The organism is Xanthomarina sp. (assembly GCF_035306605.1).
Taxonomy (GTDB): Bacteria; Bacteroidota; Bacteroidia; order Flavobacteriales; family Flavobacteriaceae; genus Xanthomarina.
The window spans coordinates 152750-176116 of record NZ_DATGNR010000047.1 but is presented as its reverse complement, the minus strand read 5'-3'; the positions used below and the strand labels follow the sequence as shown (position 1 = coordinate 176116).

The following is a 23367-nucleotide window of genomic DNA, read 5'->3' as shown; positions in this document are numbered from 1 at the left end:
TGTCGGCTCGTCACATCCTGGGGCTGGAGAAGGTCCCAAGGGTTGGGCTGTTCGCCCATTAAAGTGGCACGCGAGCTGGGTTCAGAACGTCGTGAGACAGTTCGGTCTCTATCTACAGTGGGCGTTAGAAATTTGAGTGGATCTGACTCTAGTACGAGAGGACCGAGTTGGACAAACCTCTGGTGTACCAGTTGTTCCGCCAGGAGCATTGCTGGGTAGCTACGTTTGGAAGGGATAAGCGCTGAAAGCATATAAGCGCGAAACCCACCACAAGATGAGATTTCTTTAAAGGGTCCCCGTAGACTACGGGGTCGATAGGCTATAGGTGTAAAGGCAGCAATGTCATAGCCGAGTAGTACTAATAACCCATAGGCTTATTGTACGCCTGTTTTTTTATACGAGTGCAATTTAAATACTTCATGATTCTTTTTCAATATGTTACAATATTAGGCTTTTGCTAGTCAAAAGCAATCCCGCGATAATTGCGAGATAACAGCTTAAGGTGGTTATTGCAATGGGGCTCACCTCTTACCATTCCGAACAGAGAAGTTAAGCCCATTAGCGCCGATGGTACTGCATTTGTGGAAGAGTAGGTCATCGCCTTTTTAGAATCCCGATTCATTTATTTGAATCGGGATTTTTTTTTGGAATAATTTGAAAAAATAATCGGAAGGGGAAATTCTGAAAATGCTAGGGGCAAATTTTATTGTTCTAAATAAGCTTCTATACTCTCTTGATATAGGTTTAATAACTTATGTGTTATTCTATATTAAATTATTAAGAACAGAAAGGTCATTGAGGTTAATAATACCAAATTTAAAGTGATATCTTGGTTTTTGTTCTGCGTTTAACAGGATGGATTAAAAGTCTATTTAGATATACTTTAAAATCACTTATAAAACATTTTAAGTGAATATAGATAATGTATTAAAAATATTGTCTTCTTAGTAAAAGTTTATAAAAATCGAGATGTTATTTTTGGAAATATCAGGAAGGATAATGGGAATGCGTTTTATTACCGTAGATGTCCGATGAAATTAAACTCTATGGTATGTAGTCAAAAAGTATTTATGTCATTAAACATAGATGCTTTACAATGTTAGCGACCATGTATGCTGTAGTTTTCTGAACTTTTTTAATTCATTTCGAAGTATTGGAAGATAATCTTTACCATTGCTATTAGATTTTTCTAAACGACTACAGTTTTTATATAACATATTTGTTAATCTTTTAACGGATGCAATATGTTTGTATTTTTTATCGCTGTATTTTTCCAATTCCGCTTTTTCAATTTCTGGAGCTAAAGACGACGATTGTTGTACGATGTCTCCAGAAAAATATATGTTTGAATCTTCTTTTCCATCAGGTTTTAGGTAAGCCAAATCTTGAGTTAAATACGTAGATATGCTACGCGATAGAATTATAATTTCCATAGCCTTTTGATATATAGGGGAATGGTTCAAGTGTGTTGACATATTTAATACTGACTTTTATAACAATTTTATCAAATTTACCAACAAGTTTTCATTTTCAACTTTAGAAGTTAAAGTAAAATTGTATATTTAGTTTAGTAATTAACGTAGAATTCAATTATTCTTTAATATGAGTTTAGATCAATTAAATTGGAAAATTTTAAAGTGTTTACAGAGCAATGCAAGGCTATCTAATGCTGAAATTGGTCGTCAAGTTGGGATAAGTTCTCCAGCTGTTTCTGAGAGAATTAAGAAAATGGAAGACCTCGGTATAATTCAAAACTACCATACATCTGTTTCTCCTTTTGAGGTTGGATATCAATTAAAAGCTCTTATAACGATTCGTGCTTTTATGGGAATGTTAAAGCCATTTTTAGAAAAAGTCAAAACCTTTGATGAAGTTCTAAATTGCTATAGAATTACTGGTAATGAAAATATAGTATTGGAAGTAATTTTAAAAAATCAGAAACATTTAGAAACTTTTATAGATCAGTTAATTGTTTATGGTGAAACTAAAACCCAGATTGTTTTATCTCATGTTATTAAACATCACCCTGTAAAACCGGTAAAATAGATTAAAATTTGATTGTCTTTTCTATTTTCAGGTCATCATTACTTTCTATACTTTCTTAGTGATTTATTAAAAATGTATAACCCATGTTAAGCTCAAACGTAAAAAAGTGGTTCTAGTTTTTATTTATAATTATATTATACATAGGAAATAAGCCTTAGCAGTAAAAGAATGGTTTAAATTTTTAGATATATAAAATTATAGGTTACAGTATTTTGCTTTTTATATATCTAAGTCGACAGTAAATAGTTAAATATTGTATTTTTGAAATGTAAATAATGTAAAAATGAAATACTTCTTAAACTTATTTTTATTTCTTTCCATTGTAAGTTGTACTCAAAAGAAACAGCCTATTTTAGGGGAAACCGAATTTCAAAAAAAGATGAATGCTGATTTTAAAGATGCTTCGAAATCGCCATTAAAACTTAAAGATCGAAAAAACTTTAGAGGCTTAGATTTTTTTAAATTTGATTCCACATATGTCGTTCAAGCTACTTTTGAAAGAACACCGGACGAAATTCCTTTTAAAATGAAAACGACTACGGATAGAATGCCTATGTATGTAAAATATGGGATAGCAACTTTTGAATTAAAAGGTAAAGAACATCAACTTAATATCTATCAAAGTTTGGATTTAATGGAAGATGAAGGTTTTGAAGATTACTTGTTTTTACCGTTTTTAGACTCAACAAATGGCGAAACTACTTACGGAGGAGGAAGATATTTAGATTGTGAATTACCGGAAAATGGAAAGATTAAAATAGATTTTAATAAATCGTATAATCCGTATTGTGCTTATAACGAAATATATTCTTGTCCGATTGTGCCAAGAGAAAACTATATACAGGTTAAGGTGGAAGCTGGAGTTAAAGATTTTAAAAGAGAATAAACTAGTTTTAGAAGGAGTTCCATTTAAGAAGTAATTTTGTTACTTAACTAGAAACATTCCTAAAAAAACGGCTAAAAACCCTAATACAAAACTTGCAATAGTATAAATGGCAAAACTCATAAAATCTCCAGCCTTTAAAAATACATGATTTTCGTAGGCAAATGCAGAAAACGTAGTGAAGCCTCCACAAAAACCAGTAGCTAGCAAGAGTGTGTGATTTTGGGAAAGTGTATTGTTTTTGGCAGCTAGCCCTAGAATTATTCCTATTAGCAAACTCCCGATTATGTTAGCAGCAAAAGTGCCAAACGGGATTCCGGTTTGATTGCTGTTTAAATACTTTCCAAGAAGGTGTCTTAAAACACTTCCAACACCACCACCAATAAAAACCAGTAAAAGCTGTTTCATTAAATAGATTTAATCTCTTTTTTTAGAGATAATTTTATTAATCTAAAGCTAAATATAATTCCGTAATCCAATCTGCAGGATTTGAGGTTTTTGTAGAATCTGTAACATATACCTCTAACATTGGACCTAACTCTGTTTGTATTAAATTGTTTTCAGGAATGTAGGATAAGGATGTTTTCCAAGCTTCTTGTATGTTACTATAATTCCCTTTTAAGGTAGTTTTTAAAGCTTTAAAAGGATCTAACTGGCCTGTTAAAATATCGCTTTCCACAGTAATTACTTGATTGGTAGTTGGGATACAACATGAAAACATTACGGCATTGTTCTCCTCATCCAATTTATGGTATAGTACAAAAGGAGGTCCAGCAGTAGTTATGTTATTAGCTTTAACATAAGCACTAACCTTCGCAAACATTTCTTGTTTTATATTTTCATAATCGTTCATTTTAGCAGATGTTGTGTTGTAAAGATAAAATCCACCTCCATGTTGAGTTATTTTATCAATTTTTATTGAATAAACCTTCATGGATGAAACAACAATGCTATCTAACCTCTCTAAACCTCTTTCAAAATCCGGACCTATCATTTCGTCAAATCCTCCTGTAAAAAGTGCGTATGCCTTAAATTTAAAAGGGATCTTGTCTGAATTCATAGTCCATGAAACCTCTGTTATACTTTTGGTTTTTGGCTTGAAATCCCAATGAATATCCGACGGAGCATATTCTCCAAACTGTAATTTTTGATCAATAGAATTGTTTTCTGAAGTTTCAATAGTTTTTAATTGGCCTTTCCCAACCTTATCTACCCACGAATAACTGCTTCCAATACCTTTAGTTTTTTCACCTAAAGTTACTTTCGTTTCATTGTTTTTTTCCGTCCAAGGAGACCAAGCTTCCCAGTTTTCAAAATCTATAACGTTATTATAGATTACTTGAGTTGGTGCTTCAATGGTTCTAGTACGTTTTATTTCAAAGGAATTAGGCTGTACGGCTATGTAAATGGTTAAACCAATAATTAATGTAAGAATTAAAAATAGAATATACTTTAGTGCTTTCATTTAGTGAGTCTAGTTGTTTTCAAAGATAATCAATTTTGTACTATCTTAATATATGTTACATTTGTAATACAATATAAAAAATAAAAGATGAAAGTTAAACATGTATTAGGTTTTGCATTGGCCTTAACCGCTTTTGTGTCTTGTAATGAAGATAAAAAAGAACCGGTAGAAGTAGCCGAAGTAAAAGTAGAAAACAACTTCGATTATAACGTTGAGCAATTTGCCGACATTAAGTTGTTACGTTATCAAATTCCAGGATGGGATAAGCTAACATTAAAAGAACAAAAATTGGTTTACTATTTAACTCAAGCTGGCTTGGCCGGAAGAGATATTATTTGGGATCAAAATTACAGACATAATTTAAAAATTAGAAAGGCATTAGAATCTGTTTATGCTAATTATTCTGGGGATAAAACAAGCGATGACTGGAATGCTTTTGAAACTTATTTAAAGCGAGTTTGGTTTAGCAATGGAATTCACCACCACTATTCTAACGATAAATTGAAATCGGAATTTTCGGAAGATTATTTAAAAACCTTATTAGCTGAAACTAATACAACACTTGAAGGAGAAGCTTTTGATGTTATTTTTAATGATGTCGATTCAAAGAAAGTGAATAAGGCAAAAGGAGCGGATAACGTAGCCCTTTCTGCAGTTAATTTTTATGGTCCAAATGTAACCAATGCAGATGTAGAGACTTTTTATAAAAGTAAAAAATCTCCAAACCCAGAAAAGCCTTTATCATACGGTCTAAATTCTAAGTTAGTAAAAGAAAATGGACAGTTAAAAGAATTGGTTTATAAATCAGGAGGATTATATGGTTCTGCTATTGATGAAATTATTAAATGGCTAGAATTAGCTCAAGGTGTTGCTGAAAATAAAGCGCAAGGAGATGCTATCGGTTTATTAATTGAATATTATAAAACTGGAGATTTACAAACTTGGGATGATTATAATGTAGCTTGGACTGCTGCCACTGAGGGTAACGTAGATTATATTAACAGTTTTATTGAAGTGTACAATGACCCAGTAGGTTATAGAGGGACTTTTGAGTCTATCGTTCAAATTAACGACTTCGATATGTCTCAAAAAATGAAGGTTTTATCGGATAACGCACAATGGTTTGAGGATAACTCCCCTTTAATGGATGAACACAAAAAGAAAAATGTTGTTGGTGTAACTTATAAAGTTGTTAATGTTGCAGGAGAGGCTGGAGATGCTTCACCAAGCACTCCAATAGGTGTTAACTTACCTAATGCAAACTGGATTCGTGCCGCAGTAGGAAGTAAATCTGTTTCTCTAGGAAATATTATTGAAGCTTATAACAATGCAGGAAGTACTGGTCGTTTAAAAGAATTTGTACACGATGAAGAAGAATTGCAACTAGAAGAAAAATACGGGCAAGTAGCAGATAAATTACACACAGCTTTGCATGAAGTAATAGGTCACGCGTCTGGACAATTAAATCCAGGAGTAGGAGAAACTAAGGAAACACTTAAAAATTATGCTTCTACTTTAGAAGAAGGTCGTGCAGATTTAGTAGGTCTTTATTATTTATACAATCCAAAATTACAAGAATTAGGTTTAGTTGATGATTGGAAGTCTTTAGGGAAAACGGCTTACGATGGTTATCTTAGAAACGGATTGATGACACAATTAATTCGATTAAACTTAGGAGATGACGTTGAACAAGCCCATATGAGAAATAGACAATGGGTAAGTGCTTGGGTTTTTGATAAAGGTAAAGCAGACAATGTCATTGAAAAAGTAACACGTGACGGAAAGACATATTACAACATAACTGATTACGATAAGTTACATGATTTATTTGGACAGTTATTACGCGAAACTCAACGAATTAAATCTGAAGGAGATTATAAAGCAGTTGAAGCCTTGGTTGAAACTTATGGAGTAAAAGTTGATCAAGAACTACATGCTGAAATTTTAGAACGTAATAAGCAATTTACATCAGCTCCTTATAGTGGTTTTGTGAATCCTGTATTAGTACCTGAAATGGATGATAATGGTGAAATTATTGCTATAAAAGTAACACAACCAGAAACTTTTCCTGGTCAGATGTTAGACTATAGTAAGAATTATAGTTTTCTGCCAGAAGAGAATTAATAGTATTTTAATTTAAAAAAAAAGCCTTAATGATGATAGAATCATTAAGGCTTTTTTTGTTTATGTAGTTTAAAAACAATACTTATTTGTTGACACCAAACTTTAATAGAATAAAGTTTATAGCAAGCAAACAAAATAAAATTAAAAACGAATTCATAATAGTCGATTTTTATTATATATCGAATAAGGTCTAATTGGTTATCAATTTTATGATGCAAACAATACTTTTTGGAGTTGTATTACAACAATCAAAATACAGCTTTTATTTGGATGAAAATTAGGTGGTTAAAAAACACAAATGTCTTTAAATTAGGGCTTTTGTGTTTTTAATTAATAATTATTGAATTACTGTTTAATAATTTGTTTAATAATTTTAGTGTTTTCAGTTTTATACTCTAAAACATATATGCCGTTTTGAAACTGACTAAGATTAATTTCATTTATGGCTTTATTAATGTTCTGATTTAAAACCAAACGTCCATTTAAATCATAAATAGTAACTGTAGCTTCATTGGACGAAGGACTTTTAAGATATAATATATTGTTTGTTGGATTAGGGTATAGTTGAAAATCTTCTATTTCATTACTAGTAATTCCTAGGGTAACATCCACAACAATTGGAGCTCTAACAATTTCAAAATCAGGAAAATTTGTGTCTGAAATTATACAATGATAACTCCCGCTATCTGCAGGTGTTGCATTTTCGATGATATAGGGATTTGTATTTGCTCCAGGAATTAAAACATCGTTTTTGTACCATTGTAAGGTTTGTGCTCTTGCTGTAATTCCATATCTAGAAGAACTTTCACTTACCTCAAGCACAATATTATCACCTTCATTTAAACTAAGATTTTCTGGTTGGTCTAAAGTTGTTTGAGGAGAATAATAATAAGAATTATACCATGAGTACTGTAAATCTAAATAGTAATTGTATTCATTTTCAAAATCAGAACTGTAAAAGTGGTTATTGGAAATGCTTAGATACCTTAAATTAGCTAATACAGTAAAATCGGGTAACACACCTTGGAAATTATTATAACTAATATCGAAAAATACCAGATTCGGGTAGTTAGATGTAACAAAGCTTGGAATTTCACCAGAGAGTTGATTATTATTAAACCAGAAACCTCTGATATTGGTTAAATTAGCATAAGAGGCAGGTATTTCTCCTGTAAAATTATTGTTTTCAATACTTATCAAGCGTAGCTCAGTTAAATTACCAATCTCCGGAGGTAAGTTTCCATTGATACTATTACCGTAATAAAAGGATAGATATTGTAGGCCTGTTAAGTCTCCAATTTCAGGAGGTAAAGTTCCTGTTAAATTGTTGTCACCTAACTCCAATTCAGTTACTTTATTTCCTTTAACAGTAACTCCATGCCAGGTTGAAATAGGTTCTGTACTTAACCAATTGGTATTGTTATTCCAATTACTTCCATTGGTTGAATTATAAATTGCAATTAATGCATCCCTTTGCAATTGTGATACCGGACCTTTTATTTCAATAGTATATCTATCTATATTTAAGTCCTGAATAATTGGGCTTGTTGCTCTACAAAAATACACATCCATATCTTCGTTTTGTAAGTTTATAATATCTAATGTGTTAGAGGTTTCTCCAGGAATAAGTTCATCGCTAGGAGAGAAATAATCCATTCGAGATTTATACCATTGATATTGCACATTGGTTCCAGGAATTGCAGTCATAGATAAGTTATAGTTATCACCTATTATTCCGTCGAAACTCATTTCTGTATCTCTTAACTTTTGAGTTTGATAGCTAAAAGTGGTTAAAGTTGAATTGTTTGTATAATTTGTTTCTAAATCTTGAAAAGAATAATTGTTGTTCTGTATATCTAAAGCAGTCATTGTTGTTATAGAAGAGAAATCAGGTAGTGTCTCAGTTAAATTGTTATTTTGAAAATTTACTTCCTCAAGGTAAGGGAGTTCTGTTGTAATTGCTAAAGGTATAGCCCCGACTAAATTGTTATTGCTAAGGTCTATCTTAGAAACATGTCCATTTTTCACAGCAACACCATTCCACGAAGACTCAGGTTCAGAAGTATTCCAATTAGTGTTGTCGGTCCAATTACCTCCGCCAGTACTGTTGTAAAAGTCAAATAAGGCAATCCTTTCACTAGATGATACATATTGTGGTATATCTACAGTTATAGTTGTCCAAACAGATGCTCCATTAGATCTATGCACTAAAATATAATAGTCGGTTCCAATTGTTGGTGTGAAATTTGTAACACCACCAAGACTGCATGGCGATACATTTGTTAATTGACTATCACTAGTAGCATTTAAATTTGGAGCAGAGTAAATAATTGCAAAGGCATCACCAAGTGCCCAACCTTCGCGTGAATCTTCAACTGTTATTTTAACATTGCTTGTGCTAGTAGCAGTAAATTTATAATAAACCGATTTGTAGGAAGCGCCAATGTCACAGCCAATTTGTCCGCCATCTCCAACATTTGCATCTGTAATATTTACGTTTCTATGCACAAAAGGAGACTGATTTATTAATATCGCATTTGTTATATGGTCGTTAGGTGGGGTTTGAGAAAATGTGAAATTTGTAGTTAAAAAGAGTGTGAGTAAAAACAGTAGAGTACGAATCATAACCTTATAGTATTGATTAACAGACTTCTAAGTTATAATATATCTGTTTATCGTACAATACTCAAATTGAGTATTTTTTAGGATAAAAATAAGAATCTCTTAAAATGGGCTAGAATTAAAATTAGTAAAATGCTAATTAAGCTTTGAAAACACTTAAAATAATTGTTTAGTTTTCTGTATGAAATTTTTATAGATACTAGCCTTAGATGGAATTGATATATCTATGTTTTTGAAGAATTTTTATGTGTTTCAATAAGTTTATTCAATGATAAACCAGTTCAACACTTAGAGAAATTAAAAATGTCGGTACTACTTGGGTATTAAATTAATAAGATTAATTAAAAAAGTAATTATTTAAAAAACCATTTAATTGAAGCAATAAATATAATAAATGAAATAAAGGCTAATAGCACCCAAATACTTCCTTTATAGTATTTTTTATGAAGTTTTAAATCACGTCTATAAGAGTAGAAAATGACTACAATAAATGCGATTGCAAATAAAATTCCAAAAACCCATTGTCCCTGAGAAAACATATCCTTAATTTTATGCGAAATTACAAAAACATTCCTAGATGGTTTCTGTTTTAGGGAATGAAAAAACAATTAAAAATTCCGGATCTTTTGTTGACAAACATTCACACTCTGGTATAAAATAAAATTTCTATGAAAAATAAAATAGAAGCTGTTAAAGCTTTTCACACAGCATTTAAAATTGGATATAGAGAAACTCCTAAAGCACATTTAGGGGATGAAAAAAACTTGTTACGTTATAAATTAATGCGAGAAGAAAACGAAGAATATTTAGAAGCAGCTAATAACAACGATTTGGTTGAAGTTGCAGATGCCTTGGGCGATATGCTCTATATTTTATGTGGTACCATTATAGAGCATGGAATGCAACATAAAATAGATGAAGTTTTTGAAGAAATCCAACGAAGTAATATGAGTAAGCTTGGTGAAAACGGAGAACCAATTTATCGAGAGGATGGAAAAGTGCTAAAAGGCCCTGGGTATTTTCAACCCAACATTGCAGCTATACTTGATAAGTAAAGTATTATTTGTGGATAATATTTAGAATATAGAAAATTATAAGTAGAATCGATAAAATTCTACTTATAATTTTTTTATTACATAGAACTATTTAACCTCTCGTCTCCAACCGTGTTTGTCGTTCGATATATTATGTTGAATTTCTTGTAGTTGCTTTTTAAACAAACTAGCATAAGGGTTATCGTTATCAGGGATTTCAAACACTTCATTTCCATGTTCGAAAGCAGAAATAGGACTCACAACAGCTGCAGTTCCAGCCCCAAAAATTTCTTTTAAACTTCCATTTCTGGCAGCTTCTTTAATTTCTTCTACAGGAACACGTCTTACTTCAACTTCAACACCATTATCCTCTGCTAATTGAAGGATGCTTCTACGAGTAATACCATCTAAAATTCTATCGCTTGTTGGCGCTGTAATTAATTTATCATTTACTCTAAAAAAGATGTTCATAGTACCAGCTTCTTCTAAAAAGCCATGTGTACTTGCGTCGGTCCAAATTATTTGTTGATACCCTTTTTCTTGAGCTAGAGAAGTAGGATAAAACTGAGCAGCATAATTTCCTGCTGCTTTAGCAAAACCAACACCTCCATCGGCTGAACGACTATACTTTTCTGCAAATAGAACTCGTACTTTTCCAGAATAGTAAGCTTTTGCTGGGGAACAAATAATCATAAACCTATAAGTATTGGCTGGCGATGCCGAAATTGCAGGTTCAGTGGCAATGACAAATGGTCTTAAATACAATGAATTTCCTACACCAGGTTTAATCCATTCTGAATCCATTTTCAATAAAGTTTCTAAACCGTTAAAGAAATATTCTTCAGGAAATGCAGGCATAGCCAATCTAGCCGCAGATTTATTAATACGTTTGTGATTTTCTTCTGGTCTAAATAACCAAATCTTTCCCGCTTCATCTTTGTATGCTTTCATACCTTCAAACACAGCTTGTCCATAGTGAAAAACTCTTGAAGAAGGCTCAAAACTCATAGCTTGATAAGGTATGATTTGTGGCTCTTGCCAAGCGCCATCTACATAATCACAAACAAACATGTGGTCAGTAAAAATTCTTCCAAAAGCTAAATTTTCAAAATCAACACTTTTAATCTTTGAGGTTTCCGATTTTACAATCTTTAAAGGGGTGCTAGTAATATATGTCATGACGTTTTATTAGAACCGCGAATTTAATTAATTTAAGTGTGATAAAAAACCAAAACTTTTTTTAAAAATACCGTACCTTTGTAGATAGTCATAATTTAATTTACATTTATCATGAAGCATATTTTTATCCTTGTTATTTCCTCATTATTAGTATTTTCTTGTAAAAATAATCCTAGTGAAAATCTAGAAGTGTCTGAAGGAAAAAATGAATTAACTTATGTTTCATTTGGAGAGGAAATAGTAGCCGATCAAGCTGTCGAGCTTGCTTCTATGGTAGAAAACTATAAAACCATGAAAGTTGGAGATAGTGTTTCAACTAAATTAATAGGGAAAGTAGATCAGGTTTGTCAGTCCAAAGGTTGTTGGATGAAAATGGATTTAGGAAATGATGAACAGGTAATGGTAAAGTTTAAAGATTACGGCTTTTTTATGCCTAAAAACATAGCAGGTAAAGAAGTAATTATTAATGGGAAAGCCTTTGTAAACGAAATGTCTGTTGAAGAACTTCGTCATTATGCTGAAGATGCTGGAAAATCTCTAGAAGAAATTGCTGCTATTACAGAACCAAAACGCACTTATTCCTTTGAGGCTAATGGTGTTCTTTTAATAGAAGAATAGATGAAGGTCATTAATTTCGCTATTTGTTTTTTATTTTTTTTATCGAGTTGTAAGCATACAGAGGAGTCTTCAAATTCAGTTAAAGAAGAGGTGGTTTACGATATGTACCAACCTTCCGAAATGGCTAATCTTATGAATGAAATGTATGCTCAGAATTTAAAACTAAAGCAAGACATACTTAGTGGAAAAGTGCCAACCCAATTTCCATTAGATTTCCTAAAAATTCATACAGCAGAATTATCAGATTTCAAAAGTAGAAACGAAACCTTTCAAAGTTTCTCAAAACTATTTATTCAAACTGAAAAAGAAATCTTCAATACTGAGTCAGAACTTCCCGTTGAGGAACGGTTTAATTATGCAGTAAATCTTTGTATTTCTTGTCACCAAACGGAATGTACAGGACCTATTCCAAGGATCCGGAAATTATTAATTAAATAAATTTTGGAACGTAAAATTATTACCACAGCTGATGGTTCAAAAACAATCCAACTTGTAGGAATAGACGAGCAGTATCATTCTATTCACGGTGCATTACAAGAATCTCAATATGTTTTTATAAAACAAGGCTTACAATACCTGATTCAAAATAGGTCTAATAACCATGGACCCATTTCTATTTTAGAGATTGGTTTTGGCTCCGGTTTAAATACCATGACTACCTTGGTTGAGGCTAAAAAAACTCAATGTTTAATAAATTATGTTGGTGTAGAGGCTTTTCCTATTTCACAGGACGAAGTACTTGCTCTTAATTATAATAGTTTGTTTCAAGACAATGAGATTAATTTGTTATATGAAAAAATTCACTTAGTTACTTGGGAAAAACCAGTTGAAATAACATCCTATTTTACTTTAGAGAAACAACAAAAGCATTTCCATAAGATTGAAGATAAAGACAAATACAATCTTATTTATTTTGATGCTTTTGGTGCACGTGTCCAACCCGAATTATGGACGGAATCTATATTTCAGATTATGTTCAATTCCTTAAAAGAAGAAGGTATTTTGGTTACTTATTCGGCTAAAGGAAGTGTGCGTCGTGCTATGCAAGCAGTAGGTTTTTTGGTAGAAAAACTTCCTGGTCCTCCTGGAAAACGTGAAATGCTTCGCGCAAGCAAGCCTAAAGGCTAACAAGTATTTTATAATCTCAGAAAGATTGTCGTTTGATAACTTGTTCGCTATTCAAATTCTTCAAAAAGGACTTTGGTTATTCATTGTCAAATCCATAAACTTTCGTTAAATCTGTTAAACCTTATCTAAAGTAGCTGTTAGAGGCAATTGTAAGCTGTATATTTATATAAAAAATAAATATGAAGGTTTTAATTACTGGGGCCACGGGGTTGGTAGGAGATGCAATTGTAGCTCAATGTAAAAAACAATCTATTTCTGTACACTATTTAACCACTTCAAAGGAAAAAATACAAACTACAGAAAACTACAAAGGTTTTTATTGGAATCCTGCCAAGCAAGAAATAGACAAGGCATGTTTTGAAGGTGTCGATGCTATAATCAATTTAGCTGGAGCACCAATCTCTAAAAGATGGACACAAAGTTATAAGCAGAATATATTAAATAGTAGGTTGCAGTCCTTACAATTGTTAAGGTCTACTATTAAAAAAGAAAATATAAATATAAAGCAATTAGTTTCAGCAAGTGCTGTGGGGATTTATTCAGACTCTATTATTAACTATTATGAAGAGGGTTCATTGGACAAGTCTTCGGGGTTTTTAGGTGAAGTTGTCCATAGTTGGGAAAAGGCGGCCGACGAGTTTTTAGACTTAGGGATTTTAGTTACAAAAATTAGAATTGGTTTGGTGTTAGACTCTAACCAAGGGGCATTGCCGGAAATGGTAAAACCTATTAAGTTTGGAGTTGGAGCAGCTTTTGGAACCGGACTACAATGGCAATCTTGGATTCATATAAAGGATTTAGCTAAAATATTTGTGCATGTCTTAGAACATGAATTAGATGGGGTTTTTAATGCTGTAGCTCCAAACCCAGTAACAAATAAGGAGTTGACAAAAGCTATTGCAAGAACTATAAACAAGCCTTTATGGTTGCCGAATATCCCGAAAATAGTTATGAAATTAGTTTTAGGTGAGATGCATGTGTTACTTTTTGAAAGTCAGCGTGTGTGTTCCAAAAAGATAATTGATTCAGGTTTCAATTTTCGTTATGTAAATCTTAAACCTGCATTAGAAGATTTGTTGTAAAAAAAAAGCCGCTACAATTGTAACGGCTTTTTTTTAAGTTAAAAAGGTATTAAGCTTTAACAGCTTTAATATCTATTTTTAATTCAATTTCATCATTGATAAACTTATCACCTAAGTTGTCGAAAAATGATTTTGAACCATATTGTACATTCCATTTAGAACGATCAATAGTAAATGTGTCACTAGTAATAGTAACAGAATCGTCATTATAATCAATATTTACAGGAATAGTAACATTGTTAGAAACATCTTTCATTTTTAAGTTTCCAGATAGCATAGATTTTCCTTCTACAGTTTCTAATTTAGTTACTTCAAAAGCAGCTGATGGAAATTTCTCTACATCAAAAAAGTCAGCACTTTTTAAGTGACCTGCTAATCTTGCGTTATCTTCATTGTCAGCAGGAATATCTTTTACATCAATAGAATTCATGTCAATTAAAAATGTTCCGCTTTCAATAACATTGTTGTTAACAGTAAAAACTCCAGTTTCAATACTAATTGTTCCGTGGTGAGAGCCTGTTGGTTTATGACCAGTCCAAGTAATTGTTGATGCTTCAGAGTCTACTTTGTATTTTGCAGAAACTTCTGTTGCTTCTGCTGCAACTTGGGCTTCGTTAGTTGCTACTTCTTTAGCTTTATCTTTGCAGCTTGTTAATGCTAATGTCATTGCTGCAACTGTTAAGATTGTAAATAATCTTGTTTTCATAATTAAATAAATTTTAAGTTTTAATTTGCAAAAGTAGTTAATTATCCCTAAATAATTTCTAAATAAAACATTAAAATTTTTTAATGACATTTTGACATTTTTACAAGAATGGCAGTACTTTTGCCATTAAAAAGAAGTATTAAAAATAATTTATGTGATACGACTATGAGTAAGAAAGATGAGAATTCAGATATAAATTCTGAACAAGTTGAAGGTCAGGTTATTGATCAGGTAGAGCAAAGCAAGGAAGAAATCCTTGAAGAAGAGCTTAAACAAGAAAAAGACAAGTTTTTACGTCTGTTTGCTGAGTTTGAAAACTATAAAAGAAGAACCTCTAAAGAGCGTATAGAACTTTTTAAAACGGCTAGTGAAGAGGTGATGTTGGCCTTGTTGCCAATTTTAGACGATTTTGACAGAGCGTATATTGAAATTTCTAAAACTAAAGAAAAAGACTTATTGAAAGGTGTAGAGTTAATTAGTAATAAATTAAAAAACACTCTAAAATCTAAAGGGTTAGAAGAGATTACTTTAGCTACAGGTGATACGTTTAATGCGGATGATCATGAAGCTATCACTCAAATACCAGCGCCTTCAGACGATTTAAAAGGAAAAATTGTTGATGTGGTTGAAAAGGGATATAAGCTTGGCGATAAAACAATTAGATTTCCAAAAGTAGTAATAGGACAATAAGAAAATGGCTAAAAGAGATTATTACGAAGTATTAAAAATTGATAAAAATGCCACTGCTGCCGAAATTAAAAAGGCATATAGAAAAAAGGCATTAAAATATCATCCAGATAAAAATCCGGATGACAAAGACGCTGAAACAAAGTTTAAAGAGGCAGCAGAAGCATACGAAGTATTAAGTAACCCGGACAAAAAAGCACGTTACGATCAGTTTGGACATCAAGCTTTTGATGGAAATGGTGGTTTTGGTGGCGGAGGCATGAATATGGATGACATATTCAGTCAGTTTGGTGACATTTTTGGCGGAGCCTTTGGAGGCGGAGGCGGATTCTCTGGCTTTGGAGGAGGCTTTGGCGGTCAGCAACGTCGTGTAAAAGGTAGTAATTTACGTATTCGTGTTAAATTAACCCTTGAAGAAATTGCTAATGGAGTTGAGAAAAAGGTTAAAGTAAGACGTAAAGTTCAAGCAGAAGGGACTACTTACCAAACTTGTGGTATGTGTAATGGATCAGGTCAGGTAACGCGTATTACAAACACTATTTTGGGGCGTATGCAAACAGCAACCACTTGTACAACTTGTGGTGGCGCTGGACAAACTATAGATAAAAAACCAGAAGGCGCAGATGCACACGGTTTAATTGTTAAAGAAGAAACTGTTTCTATTAAAATTCCAGCTGGAGTTGTAGATGGAATGCAGTTGAAAGTATCAGGAAAAGGAAATGAAGCTCCAGGAAACGGCATTTCAGGAGATTTGTTAGTGGCGATTGAAGAGGAGAAACACACTACTTTGCAACGTGAAGGAGATAATTTACACTACGATTTATACGTGAGTTTCCCTGATGCAGTTTTAGGAACTTCTAAAGAAATAGATACCGTAACAGGAAAAGTTCGTATTAAAATTGAACCAGGAGTACAATCTGGAAAAATATTGCGTTTAAGAGGAAAAGGTATACCTAGCATTAATGGATATGGAAAAGGAGACTTATTAGTTCATGTTAATGTATGGACTCCAAAAACCTTAAGCAAACAACAAAAAGACTTTTTTGAATCAATGAAAGACGATGAACACTTTATGCCAAAGCCGGAAAGTTCCGACAAATCTTTCTTTGAAAAAGTAAAAGATATGTTCACATAATAATAAAAAAGCTTTGTAAAACCCGTCTAAACCACGGGTTTTTAGTTTTTAGGAACATATTTATTCTAAATTTTCGTTTACTTATTAAAAAACACTATATTTGAAACATCACTATTTAATATAGTGGTTTTTTCTTTTTCATAGCAATTTTTTCCCATCCTAAAATATTAATATATTTCAGGGTGGGTTTTGTTTTTATATACTTCTTCCATTGTCATACTAATTTATAGGCTTAAATTAGGGATTGCTTTAACACATTTAATATCTTTACCATTCTATTCCTAATAATAAATTCATATGAATAACCTATTAGAAGCCCATTCTGTTTCTAAAAAATTCGGAGATTTTACAGCTTTAAACCAAGTCTCTATTTCAGTCCCAAAAGGAAGTATCTACGGTCTACTTGGTCCAAATGGAGCAGGTAAAACAACTCTTATCCGAATTATCAATCAAATTACCATGCCAGATCAAGGAGAAGTTTTTCTAGACGGAGAATCTTTAAAGTCGCATCATGTTCGTGATATTGGTTACTTGCCAGAAGAACGAGGTTTATACAAATCCATGAAAGTTGGCGAACAAGCCATGTATTTAGCTCGTTTAAAGGGATTGAGTAAATCTGAAGCAAAAACCAGATTAAAATATTGGTTTGAAAGGTTGGAAATAGGAGATTGGTGGAACAAAAAAATCCAAGAGCTCTCAAAAGGAATGGCTCAGAAAATCCAATTTATAGTGACGGTTTTACACGAACCAAAACTGTTGATTTTCGATGAACCTTTTTCTGGTTTCGACCCAATTAATGCCATACTTATTAAAGATGAAATATTAAGGTTGAGAGATAATGGAGCTACGGTTATTTTTTCAACGCATCGTATGGAATCTGTAGAGGAATTGTGTGATCAAATTGCTTTAATTCACGAATCCAATAAAATACTTGATGGAAAATTAACAGATATTAAAAGACAGTTTAAAACCAATACTTTTGAAATAGGAATTAGAGCTACAGATAACATATTGTTGGAAAAGGAAATTTCCGAAAAATTCAATGTGTCTCCTGCTAATTTTAAAACTCTTGGAGATGATTTAAAACTTAACGTAAAGCTAGCAGAAAATGATATTCCTAACGATTTGTTGAGCTTTTTAACTTCTAGGGGAGCTGTGTCTCATTTTGTAGAAGTAATTCCGAGCGCTAACGATATTTTCATTCAAGCTATAAAGAATAATTAAAATGAATCACTTAGGATTAATCATAGAAAGAGAATATTTAACTAAGGTTAAAAACAAATCGTTTATTGTAATGACTATTTTAAGTCCAATCATTATGATTGCACTTATTGCTGTTGTTGGTTACTTATCTCAATTAAACGATAATAAAGAACGTACGATTTCTGTTTTAGACGAATCTGGGATTTTAAAAAGTTCCTTTGTGGATACAGAGAACATTAAGTACAATATTATTGAAAATTTATCTTTAGAAGAAGCTAAAAAACAGGTTTATGAGACTGGGGAATATGGTTTATTACATATAGACAACTTTAAAGATATTAATGAACTAGGGAGTCATATTAAGTTTTACTCTGAAGAATCACCTTCATTATCACTTATGTCTGCTTTAGAAAATAAATTAGAAAAGCAGCTTACAGATTTGCAATTAGAAATTGAAGGCGTAGATATTGCTCAAATTAAAGCAGCAAGAGTTCTTGTAAATATCGGACAAGAAAGTTTTATTGGCGAAAAAACATCCAAAATTGATAGTGTTGTAAAACTTATTTTTGGTGGACTAGCGGGTTATTTGCTCTTTATGTTTATCATTATTTATGGTAATATGATTATGCGAAGCGTGATTGAAGAAAAAACTAGTCGAATTATAGAAATTATTATTTCTTCAGTCAAGCCAATTCAGCTTATGCTAGGGAAAATAATTGGTACATCCTTGGCTGGAATCACTCAATTTGTAGTTTGGATTATCCTTGGAGGTGTATTAATGACAATTTTATCCTTGGTTTTTGGAATTGATTTAGCACAATCTCAACCTGGGCAACAGGAACTAATTAATCAAGCCATGCAAAATCCGGATGTAAATACCGAAATTCAAAATGTCATAACTGCTTTTTATAATTTACCAATTACTAATTTAATCATTGCATTTATTTTATTTTTTATAGGAGGCTATTTACTGTATAGCTCTTTATATGCTGCAATTGGAGCTGCTGTAGATAATGAAACAGATACTCAACAATTTTTATTACCTGTTTTAATGCCTTTAATCTTGGCCGTATATATTGGTATCTTTACTGTAATAGAAGATCCGCACGGAACCGTCTCTACTGTATTTTCATTTATACCATTTACTTCACCTGTTGTTATGCTAATGAGAATTCCATTTGGTGTTCCAATTTGGCAACAATTGTTATCTTTCGTAATATTGGTAGGTACCTTTACTTTAACCGTGTGGTTTGCTGCAAAAATATATCGCGTAGGTATTTTAATGTATGGTAAAAAACCGAGTTATAAAGAGTTGCTTAAGTGGATTAAGTATTAGTTAGGATTTAGGTAACATAGAAAATAAATAAAGACAAAAGAATAAATATAACAATGTCAAGAATATTAATAATAGAAGACGAAGCGGCTATAAGACGTGTATTGGTTAAAATTCTTTCAGAAGAAAATTCTGACTACCATGTAGAAGAAGCTGAAGACGGTTTAGTTGGAATTGAAAAAATAAAAAATGAAGATTTCGACCTTATTTTGTGTGATATTAAAATGCCAAAAATGGATGGTGTTGAGGTTTTAGAAGCCGTAAAAAAAATCAAACCAGAAATTCCAATGGTTATGATTTCTGGTCATGGCGATTTAGACACAGCTGTTAATACCATGAGGTTAGGGGCTTTCGATTATATATCAAAACCACCAGATTTAAACCGCCTGTTAAATACTGTTCGTATTGCTTTAAATAGTAAGGAGCTCGTAGTAGAAAACAAACGCCTTAAAAAGAAAGTGAGCAAAAACTATGAAATGATTGGCGAAAGTGAGGCCATTTCAAATATAAAAAACATGATTGAGAAAGTGGCACCTACAGATGCACGTGTTCTTATTACTGGTCCTAACGGAACAGGAAAGGAATTGGTGGCACATTGGTTACACGAAAAAAGCGAACGCTTTAATGGTCCTTTAATAGAGGTGAATTGTGCGGCTATTCCTTCGGAACTTATAGAAAGCGAATTATTTGGACATATAAAAGGTGCTTTTACTAGCGCCGTTAAAGATCGTGCAGGAAAGTTTGAGGCTGCCAATAAGGGTACAATTTTCCTAGATGAAATTGGAGATATGAGCCTGTCTGCACAAGCTAAAGTGTTAAGAGCTTTACAGGAAAGTAAAATTCAAAGAGTAGGTGGCGATAAAGACATTAAAGTTGATGTACGCGTTATTGCAGCTACCAATAAAGACTTAAAAAAGGAAATAGAAGCAGGAAAATTTAGGGAAGATCTATACCATCGTTTAGCGATAATACTTATTAAGGTGCCGTCGTTAAACGAAAGAAGAGAGGACATTCCATTATTGATAGATTATTTTACTGAAAAGATCTCACAAGAACATGGTACCGCTAAAAAAATGTTCTCTGAAAAAGCTATAAAAATGCTTCAAGATTACGATTGGACTGGAAATATTCGTGAACTTCGAAATGTGGTTGAGCGCCTTATTATTTTAGGCGAAAAAGAAGTTGGAGAAGACGATGTTAAAATGTTTGCTTCAAAATAATTCAAAGAAAATCATAACTTCATGAAAAAAATAGACGACAAGCAGTTTAAAGTAACTAAGCCTATTCAATTAAATGAAATCCCTACAATATTCGATTTAGAGGCAGATTCAAAGAAAATTGAAAAGAAGTTAGGTAAAATTAGAAAAAAACTAGCCAAACTTCAAGATACGATGTACGCTCATGGTAAATATGCTGTTTTAGTGTGTTTACAAGGAATGGATACGGCTGGAAAAGATAGTTTAATTCGTGAAGTATTTAAAGATTTAAATGCTAGAGGTGTGGTTGTGCATAGTTTTAAAGTTCCAACTTCATTAGAGCTAAAACACGATTTTTTATGGAGACATTACATAGCGCTTCCGGCCCGTGGAAAGTTTGGAGTTTTTAATAGAACACATTATGAAAATGTTTTAGTAACCCGTGTTCATCCGGAATATATTTTAGGCGAAAACTTACCAAATGTAACTTCTCAGGAAGATATAAACCAAGAGTTTTGGGATAAGCGATTTGATCAGATTAACAATTTTGAAAAACATATTGCCGAAAACGGAACAATCATTTTTAAGTTCTATTTACACCTATCTAAGGAAGAGCAAAAAAATAGGCTGCTTCGACGTTTGGAAAAGGCAAATAAAAACTGGAAATTCTCTCCTGGAGATTTAGAAGAGCGTGAATTATGGGATGATTATCAGACCTATTACCAAGATGCATTAAATAGAACATCTAAACCTCATGCACCTTGGTTTACTATCCCTTCTGACGATAAGCCTACTGCTAGATATTTGGTTGCTAATATTATTTACGAAACCTTAAAAAAGTATAAGGATATTAAAGAACCGGAATTAGACGATGAAGTGAAAGCTAATCTTGAACTTTATAAAAATCAACTTGAAAACGAATAATTAATAATTTTTTTTCATTCTACCCTTATTTATAAAACATAGTTTATGCGACTTACCTTCTTATTTTTAAGTTTTTTTCTTGTATTAAATACTTCAGCACAAACAGATGAAGAGGTTTTAAAAAGTCTTTATAAAGCCTCGCTTACAAATGGAAATAGCTATCAATGGCTAGATTATTTATCTAATCAGATTGGAGGACGTTTGTCGGGTTCGTTAAATGCTGAATTGGCTGTAGAATACACTAAACTAGAACTTGAAAAATTAGAGCTTGACAAAGTTTGGCTTCAACCTGTTATGGTTCCAAAATGGGTTCGTGGCGCTCCAGAATTTGCTTTTATAGAATCGGCTTTAGGCTCTACAACCAATGTGAATATTTGTGCGTTAGGAGGTTCCGTTGCTACTCCTTTAGGCGGATTGAAAGCTCATGTTGTTGAGGTGAAAAGTATGGAGGAATTAGAAACTCTAGGGAAGGAAAATATAGAAGGAAAAATCGTGTTTTTTAATAGACCAATGCAACCAGACGTTATTCATACATTTGAAGCTTACGGAAGCTGTGCTAACCAAAGGTATTCAGGTGCTTTGGAGGCTTCTAAATATGGTGCAGTTGGTGTTTTAGTACGATCTTTAAGTTTACGCCAAGACGATTTCCCTCATACAGGAAGTATGACTTATGGAAATTTACCTTTGTCAAAACGAATTCCTTCAGCAGCAATTAGTACAAATGATGCTAATACCTTAAGCACTATGTTGGCCTTGGATAAAAATATAAAATTCTATTTCAATCAAACCTGCAGACAATTGGATGATGTACAATCATACAATGTTATTGGTGAAATTACTGGAAGTCAATTCCCAAATGAATATATAATTGTTGGCGGCCATTTGGATTCTTGGGATTTAGGCGATGGAGCTCATGATGATGGGGCAGGAGTTGTACAATCTATGGAAGTGTTACGATTGTTTAAAGAAACGGGCATAAAGCCCAAACGCAGTATTCGAGTGGTTTTATTTATGAATGAAGAAAACGGACTGCGTGGAGCCATAAAATATGCTGAGGCTGCTAAGCAAAAAGGAGAAAAACATATTTTTTCTTTAGAAAGTGATTCTGGTGGTTTTACACCGCGAGGATTCAGTTTTGATTGCAGTGATGCTAATTTCAATCAGGTATTAGGTTGGAAAGATTTATTTAAACCATATTTAATTCATTATTTTGAAAAAGGAGGAAGTGGAGCAGATGTAGGGCCATTAAAAACAGATTCTAATGTTTTAGCAGGTTTACGTCCAGATTCGCAACGATATTTCGATTATCACCATGCCGCTAACGATACTTTTGATGCTGTAAATAAACGTGAATTAGAACTAGGAGCAGCTTCTATGGCAAGCTTGGTTTATTTGTTTGATAAATATGGTTTGGTAAAATAAAACTTCACATGAAAATTTATTTTAAAGAAGAGCAAAAGTTTTCACAATGGTGGCTTTGGCTATTTTTAATTGGATTAGGAAACATTCCAATTTTCGGTATTTATAAACAATTTATTCTTGGTGAGAAGTTTGGAGACAATCCCATGTCAGATTTAGGTCTTGTTTTATTTTCAATTTTTATTTTTGCTATTATTGCCCTGTTTTGGTTTATGCACTTAAAAACTGAAATAGACGAAAAGGGCATTCGGGTGGATTTCCTGCCTTTCGTGAAAAAGTGTTTTTTATGGACTGATCTAAAATCGGTTAAGATTATAAATTATAAGTTCGTTGGGTATGGTTTGCGCTATAGTAGCATGCATGGAACTGTTTATAATACTAAAGGAGATAAAGGCATGTCTTTAGAGCTTTTTGATGGAAGAAAGTATGTGATTGGAACTCAAAAAGACGAAGAACTTCAAGAAATTTTAAATAAAATACTAGCTAGTTGCACCATAGTCTGATTGAAACAGCACAATGTTGTGTCCTCTAAAGTTCACTTTATTTATTCAACTTTTTTCGATATTATTTAATTCTGCTTACA

The 23367-nt window shown here is 32.5% G+C and carries 23 protein-coding genes and 2 rRNA genes; 18 read left to right on the top strand and 7 right to left on the bottom strand.

Features of this window, described 5'->3' with window-relative positions:
* Together VKY41_RS07750 and rrf are read left to right on the top strand one after the other, a co-directional pair.
* Positions 1-382 (top strand): 23S ribosomal RNA (locus tag VKY41_RS07750); the annotation flags it as partial.
* A 116-nt stretch (positions 383-498) separates the two neighbouring features.
* A 5S ribosomal RNA gene (gene rrf / locus VKY41_RS07745) occupies positions 499-606 on the top strand.
* Between the two features lie 485 nt (positions 607-1091).
* Here the strand turns inward: rrf and VKY41_RS07740 are convergent.
* A complete protein-coding gene (locus VKY41_RS07740; protein ID WP_500813866.1) occupies positions 1092-1475 on the bottom strand; it encodes a hypothetical protein in 384 nt (127 codons plus the stop codon).
* Between the two features lie 127 nt (positions 1476-1602).
* Between VKY41_RS07740 and VKY41_RS07735 the strand changes: the two genes are divergently transcribed.
* Both VKY41_RS07735 and VKY41_RS07730 read left to right on the top strand, forming a co-directional pair.
* Positions 1603-2046 (top strand): Lrp/AsnC family transcriptional regulator, encoded by a 444-nt coding sequence (locus tag VKY41_RS07735; protein ID WP_500813865.1) that lies wholly within the window; start codon positions 1603-1605, stop codon positions 2044-2046.
* Positions 2047-2329: 283 nt separating this feature from the next.
* A complete protein-coding gene (locus VKY41_RS07730) occupies positions 2330-2932 on the top strand; it encodes a DUF1684 domain-containing protein (protein ID WP_500813864.1) in 603 nt (200 codons plus the stop codon).
* 39 nt (positions 2933-2971) lie between these two features.
* On the opposite strand, the gene crcB is transcribed toward VKY41_RS07730, so the two are convergent.
* Positions 2972-3337, bottom strand: coding sequence for a fluoride efflux transporter CrcB (crcB, locus tag VKY41_RS07725; protein WP_500813863.1), 366 nt, complete (start codon positions 3335-3337; stop codon positions 2972-2974).
* Between the two features lie 37 nt (positions 3338-3374).
* Positions 3375-4394: an SRPBCC family protein gene (locus tag VKY41_RS07720; RefSeq protein ID WP_500813862.1), complete on the bottom strand. Its 1020-nt coding sequence runs from the start codon at positions 4392-4394 to the stop codon at positions 3375-3377.
* Between the two features lie 87 nt (positions 4395-4481).
* On the opposite strand from VKY41_RS07720, the gene VKY41_RS07715 reads away from it, so the two are divergent.
* On the top strand, positions 4482-6518 hold the full coding sequence (locus VKY41_RS07715) for a dipeptidyl-peptidase 3 family protein (protein WP_500813861.1): 2037 nt from the start codon (positions 4482-4484) through the stop codon (positions 6516-6518).
* 345 nt (positions 6519-6863) lie between these two features.
* Here VKY41_RS07715 and VKY41_RS07710 read toward each other — a convergent pair whose 3' ends face one another.
* The gene (locus VKY41_RS07710; protein WP_500813860.1) at positions 6864-9143 is read right to left on the bottom strand and encodes a T9SS type A sorting domain-containing protein; all 2280 of its coding nucleotides are present in this window, start codon (positions 9141-9143) and stop codon (positions 6864-6866) included.
* A gap of 350 nt (positions 9144-9493) precedes the next feature.
* The gene (locus VKY41_RS07705) at positions 9494-9679 is read right to left on the bottom strand and encodes a hypothetical protein (RefSeq protein ID WP_500813859.1); all 186 of its coding nucleotides are present in this window, start codon (positions 9677-9679) and stop codon (positions 9494-9496) included.
* Positions 9680-9808: 129 nt separating this feature from the next.
* Between VKY41_RS07705 and VKY41_RS07700 the strand changes: the two genes are divergently transcribed.
* Positions 9809-10195: a pyrophosphohydrolase domain-containing protein gene (locus VKY41_RS07700; protein ID WP_500813858.1), complete on the top strand. Its 387-nt coding sequence runs from the start codon at positions 9809-9811 to the stop codon at positions 10193-10195.
* 87 nt (positions 10196-10282) lie between these two features.
* On the opposite strand, the gene VKY41_RS07695 is transcribed toward VKY41_RS07700, so the two are convergent.
* The gene (locus VKY41_RS07695) at positions 10283-11353 is read right to left on the bottom strand and encodes a branched-chain amino acid aminotransferase (protein ID WP_500813857.1); all 1071 of its coding nucleotides are present in this window, start codon (positions 11351-11353) and stop codon (positions 10283-10285) included.
* Positions 11354-11464: 111 nt separating this feature from the next.
* Here VKY41_RS07695 and VKY41_RS07690 point away from each other — a divergent pair, with 111 nt between their 5' ends.
* From VKY41_RS07690 to VKY41_RS07675, 4 genes are all read left to right on the top strand, one after another.
* A complete protein-coding gene (locus tag VKY41_RS07690) occupies positions 11465-11971 on the top strand; it encodes a DUF4920 domain-containing protein (protein WP_500813856.1) in 507 nt (168 codons plus the stop codon).
* Positions 11972-12409, top strand: coding sequence for a hypothetical protein (locus VKY41_RS07685; RefSeq protein ID WP_500813855.1), 438 nt, complete (start codon positions 11972-11974; stop codon positions 12407-12409).
* Positions 12410-12412: 3 nt separating this feature from the next.
* Positions 12413-13099, top strand: coding sequence for a tRNA (5-methylaminomethyl-2-thiouridine)(34)-methyltransferase MnmC2 (mnmC2, locus tag VKY41_RS07680; protein WP_500813854.1), 687 nt, complete (start codon positions 12413-12415; stop codon positions 13097-13099).
* Between the two features lie 179 nt (positions 13100-13278).
* The gene (locus VKY41_RS07675) at positions 13279-14181 is read left to right on the top strand and encodes a TIGR01777 family oxidoreductase (protein ID WP_500813853.1); all 903 of its coding nucleotides are present in this window, start codon (positions 13279-13281) and stop codon (positions 14179-14181) included.
* A gap of 49 nt (positions 14182-14230) precedes the next feature.
* Here the strand turns inward: VKY41_RS07675 and VKY41_RS07670 are convergent, their stop codons facing one another.
* Positions 14231-14887 (bottom strand): YceI family protein, encoded by a 657-nt coding sequence (locus VKY41_RS07670; RefSeq protein ID WP_500813852.1) that lies wholly within the window; start codon positions 14885-14887, stop codon positions 14231-14233.
* A gap of 165 nt (positions 14888-15052) precedes the next feature.
* On the opposite strand from VKY41_RS07670, the gene VKY41_RS07665 reads away from it, so the two are divergent.
* The 8 genes from VKY41_RS07665 (at position 15053) to VKY41_RS07630 (ending at position 23287) form a co-directional block, all read left to right on the top strand.
* On the top strand, positions 15053-15577 hold the full coding sequence (locus VKY41_RS07665) for a nucleotide exchange factor GrpE (protein ID WP_500813870.1): 525 nt from the start codon (positions 15053-15055) through the stop codon (positions 15575-15577).
* A gap of 4 nt (positions 15578-15581) precedes the next feature.
* Positions 15582-16709 (top strand): molecular chaperone DnaJ, encoded by a 1128-nt coding sequence (dnaJ, locus tag VKY41_RS07660; RefSeq protein ID WP_500813851.1) that lies wholly within the window; start codon positions 15582-15584, stop codon positions 16707-16709.
* A gap of 297 nt (positions 16710-17006) precedes the next feature.
* A complete protein-coding gene (locus tag VKY41_RS07655; RefSeq protein WP_500813850.1) occupies positions 17007-17933 on the top strand; it encodes an ABC transporter ATP-binding protein in 927 nt (308 codons plus the stop codon).
* A gap of 1 nt (position 17934) precedes the next feature.
* Positions 17935-19248: an ABC transporter permease gene (locus VKY41_RS07650; RefSeq protein WP_500813849.1), complete on the top strand. Its 1314-nt coding sequence runs from the start codon at positions 17935-17937 to the stop codon at positions 19246-19248.
* A 53-nt stretch (positions 19249-19301) separates the two neighbouring features.
* A complete protein-coding gene (locus VKY41_RS07645; RefSeq protein ID WP_500813848.1) occupies positions 19302-20465 on the top strand; it encodes a sigma-54-dependent transcriptional regulator in 1164 nt (387 codons plus the stop codon).
* 21 nt (positions 20466-20486) lie between these two features.
* Positions 20487-21365 (top strand): PPK2 family polyphosphate kinase, encoded by an 879-nt coding sequence (locus tag VKY41_RS07640; RefSeq protein ID WP_500813847.1) that lies wholly within the window; start codon positions 20487-20489, stop codon positions 21363-21365.
* Positions 21366-21410: 45 nt separating this feature from the next.
* Positions 21411-22787 (top strand): M20/M25/M40 family metallo-hydrolase, encoded by a 1377-nt coding sequence (locus tag VKY41_RS07635; protein ID WP_500813846.1) that lies wholly within the window; start codon positions 21411-21413, stop codon positions 22785-22787.
* Positions 22788-22795: 8 nt separating this feature from the next.
* Positions 22796-23287, top strand: coding sequence for a hypothetical protein (locus VKY41_RS07630; RefSeq protein ID WP_500813845.1), 492 nt, complete (start codon positions 22796-22798; stop codon positions 23285-23287).
* Positions 23288-23367 lie beyond the last annotated feature (80 nt).